The sequence below is a fragment of the Dehalococcoidia bacterium genome (assembly GCA_035574915.1).
Lineage (GTDB): Bacteria > Chloroflexota > Dehalococcoidia > DSTF01 > WHTK01 > DATLYJ01.
In genome coordinates, this window is sequence record DATLYJ010000115.1 from 1 (window position 1) to 5,917 (window position 5,917).

The window sequence follows — 5,917 nt, forward strand, 5'->3', positions numbered from 1 at the left end:
GCGCCTCGTCCCACTCGGCGTACTTCAGTCGCAGCGCCATCTCCTCGGCGCGCGTGCCGGAGCAGACTACAACGTCAAACCTGCCCGCCGCCGCCTCGAAGTCGGCGTCCCAGATCCAGGAGATGTCCCGCCCGTCCGCGATGCGGTCATTGAGGACGAAGAGGACGGTGCGGCGCGAGGGGTCCAGGGTCAGGGTATGGAGCACCTGATTCAGGCCCGCCGGGTTCTTTCCGAGCATCACCTCCACGCGCCGGCCCTCGATCTCGAAGGCCTCCTGGCGGCCGAAAGCGGCGCGGAACCGGGGCAATGTCGCCAATAGCGCCTCTTCGGGCAGGCCCAGCGCCAGTGCCGCCGCAGTTGCTGCAAGCGCGTTGTACACGTTGTACAGCCCGCCTACGGCCATCTCGACCTTCACCCCCCGTTCCGCGGCGCCCAGGGTGAACGCCAGGCTGCGGCCGTCGCGCAGGTCTACTTCGCGCGCCGTGATCTGGGTGGAAGGCCGCATCCGGCCGCATTCCGGACAGCGCCAATGGCCGAGGTGACTGTAAAAAGCGATGCCGTACTCGTAGTCGCCGCCGCAGGTGCAGGTGATGGCGTCGGCGGCGTGCTCCAGGCAGCCGCGGTCGAGGGCCTTGTCGTTCACGCCGAAATAGACAGCACGATGGCGCGATGACTCGGCGAGGGACGCCACGGTAGGGTCGTCCGCGTTAAGCACCAGGGTCATCGTGTGCGCAGTCGCGGCGAGCGCCTCTCGCCAGCGCGCCGCGACAGCCTCGACCTCGCCGTAGCGGTCGAGCTGGTCTCGGAAGAGATTGGTGAAGACGGCCACGCGTGGCCGGAGGGCCTCGATTGCCTGCGGCAGCGCGGCTTCGTCGACCTCGAAGACGCCGATCGTGCGCTTGTCGTCGGCCAGCCCGCCGCCAGGTCCTGCGGCTGAGGCGAGCGTGCCGGCCAGGCCGCGCATGAGGTTCGATCCGCTAGCGTTGGCGAGCGGCCGGAGGCCGGCCGCCCGGGCGACGTCAGCGATCAGGTGGGAGGTCGTGGTCTTGCCGTTCGTGCCGGTGATGACCACCGAGCCCCTGCCGAGGCCGCGGGCCAGTTCGGCCACGAGGTGGGGCTGCAGCGCCAGGCCTACTAGCCCGCCGATGGCAGTGCCGCCGCCTTTGGCCAGGACGCGGCTAGCGGTCGCGGCGGCTTTCGCCGACCAGACGGCGGCGAGCGTACGTGGTGATGGCATGGCGTCAGGGCTGGCCCGCGAAGCGGGGGCGGTTGACCACGCGGCTGGCAATGATCCGCAGCAGCGATTCCTTGCTTACGACGCCGACGACGCGGTCCTCGAGGACGACGGGCAGGTGCCAGACCTCCTCGGCCTCCATTCTCTGCAGGAGCTTCGCGGCGTCGTCGGACGGCGAGGCGGTAGGGGCCAGTTCGGCCCGCACCATCGTCTCCTCGGCGGTCGAGAGGCCGCGCCGTTCGGGAGGGATGGCGTGTAGTTCCTTTTCCGTGACCACGCCCAGCACCTGGTCGTCCTCATTGGCCACGAAGAGCATGAAGCGGCGGCGGCGTCCGCCCCTGTCCCGGAGCATCGCGAGGCTGGCGCGCCGGTCTACGGTCTCCAGGTCGCGGGTCATGAGGTCCTCGGCGCGGTAGCGGGCCAGCGTGTCGAGCGCCTGGGCCTGCACCCAACTCTGGCGGGCCGAGCCCTCGAGGAAGATGCCCAGCACGAGGAACCAGACGCCGCTCCAGGGGTCCATGAAGTCGAACGCCCGCAGCAGGGCCACCGTACCCAGCGCCATCAGCCCGTAACCCAGACCTCGGCCGAGGAGCGTAGCCCAGCGCGTCGCGCCGTAGAAGTTACCGCTGATACCCCAGAGCAGGGAGCGCACCACCCGGCCGCCGTCCATCGGGAAGCCCGGCGCCAGGTTGAAGATGCCGACGATCACGTTCATGAAGAAGAGCCACTCCAGGACCAGCGGGACGGGACGGTCCTCGGCAGAGCCGAGGAGCCACCAGGCGACGAAGAACAGCCCGCCGAGGGCGATGCTCGTGAGCGGGCCGACAATCGCCATCAGAAACTCGTGCAGGGGCCGCTTTGCCTCGGAGGTGATTTGGGCCACACCGCCGAAAATGAACAGCGTGATACCACGGACGGGAATGCCCTGCTTCCGCGCGACCACACTGTGGGCTAGCTCGTGCACCAGGATGGAGGCGAAGAAGACGACACCGCTGGCGAGGGCCATGGCCCAGTGGACCGCCTTGTCGTCCCTGTAACGGGAGCCCTCCGGAATGATCTCGGGGTAGATCTGGAGCGCCAGGATGCTCGTCACGAACGCCAGGGTTATAAACCAGGAAACGTTGACCTGGATCGGGATGCCAAGGACCCGCAAGAGAGGTATGTTGCCGTTCAAGTTCTCCGCCAGTCATTCTCCGCGCGCTAGAGCGGTTCAGGACGCCGGCCGGTCGAGCTCCTGCCTCACATATTACGTTGCCAGCCCGGTGGACTGTCGTGTTGCCTGAGTTACAGATGGCGCAAGGCGCGGCTCGGGCGGGCGGAAGCCGCGCAGGCGGAGCGAGTTCAGCATCACGGAGACGCTGCTGAACGCCATCGCGGCGCCGGCGAGCATCGGGTTCAGGAAGCCGTACTCGCCAAAGATCCACCCCAGGCCTTCGGGTACGCCTCCATCGCTGAACAGCGGGTACAGGATCCCCGCGGCCACGGGAATGAGGGCGACGTTGTAGAAGAACGCCCAGAACAGGTTCTGGCGTATGGTCCGCATCGTCGCCTTGCTCAACGCGATGGCGGTCGAGATGCCGCGCGGGTCGCCGCGCATCAGGGTTATGTCGGAGGCCTCCATCGCGACGTCCGCGCCGGTTCCGATAGCTATGCCGACATCGGCCTGCGCCAGCGCCGGGGCGTCGTTTATGCCGTCGCCGACCATCGCCACGATACGCCCCCCGGCCTGCAACTCGCGCACCTTCTCGACCTTCTGGTCAGGCAGCACCTCGGCGATGACCTCGTCGATGCCCACCTGCCGGGCCACCGCCTCGGCCGTGGCCCGGTTGTCGCCCGTAAGGAGGACGACACGTATGCCGAGCGCATGCAGTGCTGCCACTGCTTCGGCGGCTCCGTGCTTCACCGTATCGGCGACAGCGATCACGGCCGCTACCTCGCCCCCGACCGCCAGGTACATGGTCGTCCGCGCGGCGCGCGTCAGGTCTTCACCCCGCGCGGCTAGAGTGGCAGGCACCTGGATTCCCATCTCCTGCATGAGGCGCAGGTTGCCGAAGAGCACCTGCACGCCCTCGACGGCGGCGCGAATGCCCCGGCCGGACAGGGCCTCGAAGTCCTCGGCGTCCGGCACCTCGATGCTGCGCTCGCGCGAGGCGTTCATGATCGCCTCGGCGAGCGGGTGCTCCGAGCCGCGCTCGACGGCCGCGGCGAGGCGCAGCGCCTCGGCCTCCGTCCAGCCATCCGCGACGACAATGTCGGTGACCCGGGGCGAGCCTTCCGTGATGGTGCCGGTCTTGTCGAGGACCACGGTCTGGATCCTGTGGGCCATTTCCAGCGCGGCGCCGCTTCGGATCAAGACCCCGCTCTCGGCCCCCTTGCCTGTCCCGACCATGATCGCCGTAGGCGTAGCCAGCCCGAGGGCGCAAGGGCAGGCGATGATGAGCACCGCCACGGCATTCAGGGTCGCATAGATGACGGCTCCCTCCGGCCCCACGAGGGACCAGAGCAAGAACGTGAGGGCGGCGATCACCAGCACCGCCGGCACGAAAACCGACGCCACCGCGTCCGCAAGGCGCTGCACCGGTGCCTTCGAGCCCTGGGCCTCTTCGACCAGACGGATGATCTGCGCCAGGGCCGTCTGCTTGCCGACGCGAGTCGCCTCCATGCGGAAGACGCCGAGCTTGTTGATCGTCGCGCCGAAGACGCGGTCCCCCTGGCGTTTCTCGACCGGGATGCTCTCTCCCGTAAGCATCGACTCGTCCACCGACGACCTGCCCTCGATGACGACACCATCGACGGGCACCTTCTCGCCGGGCCGGACGACGACGATATCGCCGACCTCGACCTCGTCGACCGGCACGTCGATCTCCCGGCCCTCGCGGACAACGCGCGCAGTGCGGGCGCGCAGGCCCAGGAGGCGCTTGATGGCGCCGGCGGTGCTGCTCTTCGCCTTCGCCTCCAGCCAGCGGCCGAAGAGGATCAGGGCGATGATGATGACAGCCGCCTCGTAATAGACCGGCGGCCTGTCGCCCAGGACGTGGTCGTGTGCCCGGTGCGCGCTCGCGAAGAGCGACGGCCAGAAGGTGACGATCGCGCTATACACGAAGGCCGCGCTAGTGCCCAGGGCGATCAGGGTGTTCATGTCGGTCGTGCGGTGCTTCAGGTTCCGCCAAGTCAGTTCGTAGAACTGCCAGCCAGCCCAGACCTGAACCGGCAAGGCGAGCAGGAAGAAGCCGTAGAGGACTTCCTGGACCGTGAAGTAGTCCCGCAGGAATTCCATGCCCCACTCTGAGCCGGCGGCCATGAGCAGTGCGCCCGAGACGCCGGAGAGTATCCACTTGCGGCGCAGCTCTGCCTGGTGGCGCGCCTGTTCTGCCGCCTGCCGGTCCTCGATTTCGTCGGTCTGCTCCCGCAGCTCGTAGCCCGCGGCCGCGGCTGCAGCCTTGAGGTCGCGGATGTCGATGGCGCCGGGGAGGAAGGAGACGGCGGCGCGGGCGGTCGAAAAGTTGACGCTTGCGCCGGTCACGCCCGTCTGTTCGCGCAGGAGCAACTCGATGGCCTTCGCGTCCGCCGGCGATGTCATGCCGCGCACCTCGAAGACCACGCCCTCGCGGCGCGGCTCGTAGCCGGCGCCTTCGATTGCGGCGAGCAGCGCGTCGACTGGGACGTCCGGCTCGAAGGCGACCGTCGCCTTCTCGGAAGCGAGATTCACGGTCGCCTCGGCGACGCCCGGGACCTTCTTCAGGGCGCGCTCGACGCGCGCAACGCAAGAGGCGCAGGTCATGCCGCCAACGCCGATGGTCAGTATCCGGGTCTTGTTCTCAGTTTCGGTTGCCATGGAGCCTCCCGGGCGAGCGCCACGCCTCCCCAAATGCCCTCGGGACGCCGGGCTTGCCCTGCTAGCGGGTTGCGAGCTGGTACAGCTCCAGCAGCTCGCTTATCACCTCGTTTTCGCGGCCGTCCTTGATGCCGTGCACGACGCAGCCGTGCAGGTGGCCTTCGAGGATCATCGCCTCCATCTTTTCGATAGCGCGCCGGACGGCGAAGGTCTGCTTGAGGACGTCGACGCAGTACTTGTCTTCCTCGATCATGCGCCTGATGCCGTTGAGGTGGCCCTCGATGTAGCTGAGGCGCTTGAGCACCTCCTGCTTCGAAGATGTGTCTACGGGCTTCCGGTCGACGCTCTCCAGTGTCATCTCATCGCCTCCTCAGCCGGTCCAGCAGGCCGCGCGCGGGCGCGAACTTCGCCGGCTCGGCGTCGAATCGCTGCTTGCAGGCCGGGGCGCAGAAGTAGAAGGTCTCGTTCCGGTAGAGGCTCGTCGCGGCGGCCCTCGCGGGGTCGATCGTCATGCCGCAGACCACGTCGCGCACCCGCTGGCCGCCCTCCTGTGGTCCAGGCAGGTGGGCGGTCTCGGAACCCTTCGGCCAGGCCATGGCGGTCTCGGCTACCTCGCCCCAGGGCAGGGTCACGCTACCGATGTCCCACTCGTAGTCGATGCCGGCCTCGAGGTAGGGCCGGATGCGCTCTTCGGCCTGCTGGCCGACCCAGAGCTTGCGCCCGCAGCAGCAGGCGCCGGCCTTCGAGAGCGGCTTGTCGGCGCTGTAGATGACGCCGCCGATGCAGCCGCAGGGACACTGGTAGTTGACGTGCGCCCGCCTTGGGCCCGAGCCCATTCGCGTCGTGTA

5 protein-coding genes are annotated in these 5,917 nt (G+C 68.2%); all 5 read right to left on the bottom strand.

Features of this window, described 5'->3' with window-relative positions; translation table 11 throughout:
* Positions 1-1,237, bottom strand: a 1,237-nt coding sequence (locus VNN10_10895; GenBank protein ID HXH22529.1) for a MurT ligase domain-containing protein, incomplete at its 3' end; no start/stop codon positions are given.
* 4 nt (positions 1,238-1,241) lie between these two features.
* Complete coding sequence (locus tag VNN10_10900; GenBank protein ID HXH22530.1) at positions 1,242-2,408, bottom strand: site-2 protease family protein; 1,167 nt, start codon at positions 2,406-2,408, stop codon at positions 1,242-1,244.
* 72 nt (positions 2,409-2,480) lie between these two features.
* Complete coding sequence (locus VNN10_10905) at positions 2,481-5,069, bottom strand: heavy metal translocating P-type ATPase (GenBank protein HXH22531.1); 2,589 nt, start codon at positions 5,067-5,069, stop codon at positions 2,481-2,483.
* Positions 5,070-5,130: 61 nt separating this feature from the next.
* Positions 5,131-5,427 (bottom strand): metal-sensitive transcriptional regulator, encoded by a 297-nt coding sequence (locus tag VNN10_10910; protein ID HXH22532.1) that lies wholly within the window; start codon positions 5,425-5,427, stop codon positions 5,131-5,133.
* A gap of 1 nt (position 5,428) precedes the next feature.
* On the bottom strand, positions 5,429-5,917 hold a 489-nt coding region (locus VNN10_10915; GenBank protein HXH22533.1), incomplete at its 5' end, for a YHS domain-containing protein.

Bases quoted from the DNA above. Each gene is read 5' to 3' on its own strand.
- VNN10_10905 (HXH22531.1), bottom strand. From the start codon at position 5,069: ATGGCAACCGAAACTGAGAACAAGACCCGGATACTGACCATCGGCGTT.
- VNN10_10910 (HXH22532.1), bottom strand. From the start codon at position 5,427: ATGACACTGGAGAGCGTCGACCGGAAGCCCGTAGACACATCTTCGAAG.